The sequence below is a fragment of the Curtobacterium sp. MCBA15_008 genome (assembly GCF_001865065.1).
Classification (GTDB): Bacteria; Actinomycetota; Actinomycetes; order Actinomycetales; family Microbacteriaceae; genus Curtobacterium.
Genome location: NZ_MJGN01000041.1, coordinates 1 through 278, shown reverse-complemented (window position 1 = coordinate 278; position 278 = coordinate 1). Strand labels below are relative to the sequence as shown.

General features: G+C 66.5%; 1 protein-coding gene. It reads right to left on the bottom strand.

The window, feature by feature from the left end; all coding sequences use genetic code 11:
• A partial coding sequence (locus BIU96_RS14540) for a hypothetical protein (protein ID WP_217642275.1) occupies positions 1–257 on the bottom strand: 257 nt, incomplete at its 3' end.
• Positions 258–278 lie beyond the last annotated feature (21 nt).

Here is a 278-nt window from a genome sequence, read left to right as displayed (position 1 = left end):
GCGCGCTCGTCGTCGTGCGTGATGCCGTGCTGTACCGGAAGGGTCGTGTGTTCGACGGTCGCGCCGGCGTCACGCAGCCATCTGGCGACCTGCAAACCGTCGTCACGAGTGCGTCGGGCGTCATGACGAGCGTCGAGGATCAGCACGGGCATCGCGAGATGCGTGTGGGGTGACGGTGAACGGAACGGGGCCTGTGGACGGATCAGGATGGCGGCGGTGAACAGTTCCCGATGGTGCGCCATGAGCGCGGCGGCCATGATCGCACCGTTGGAGAATCC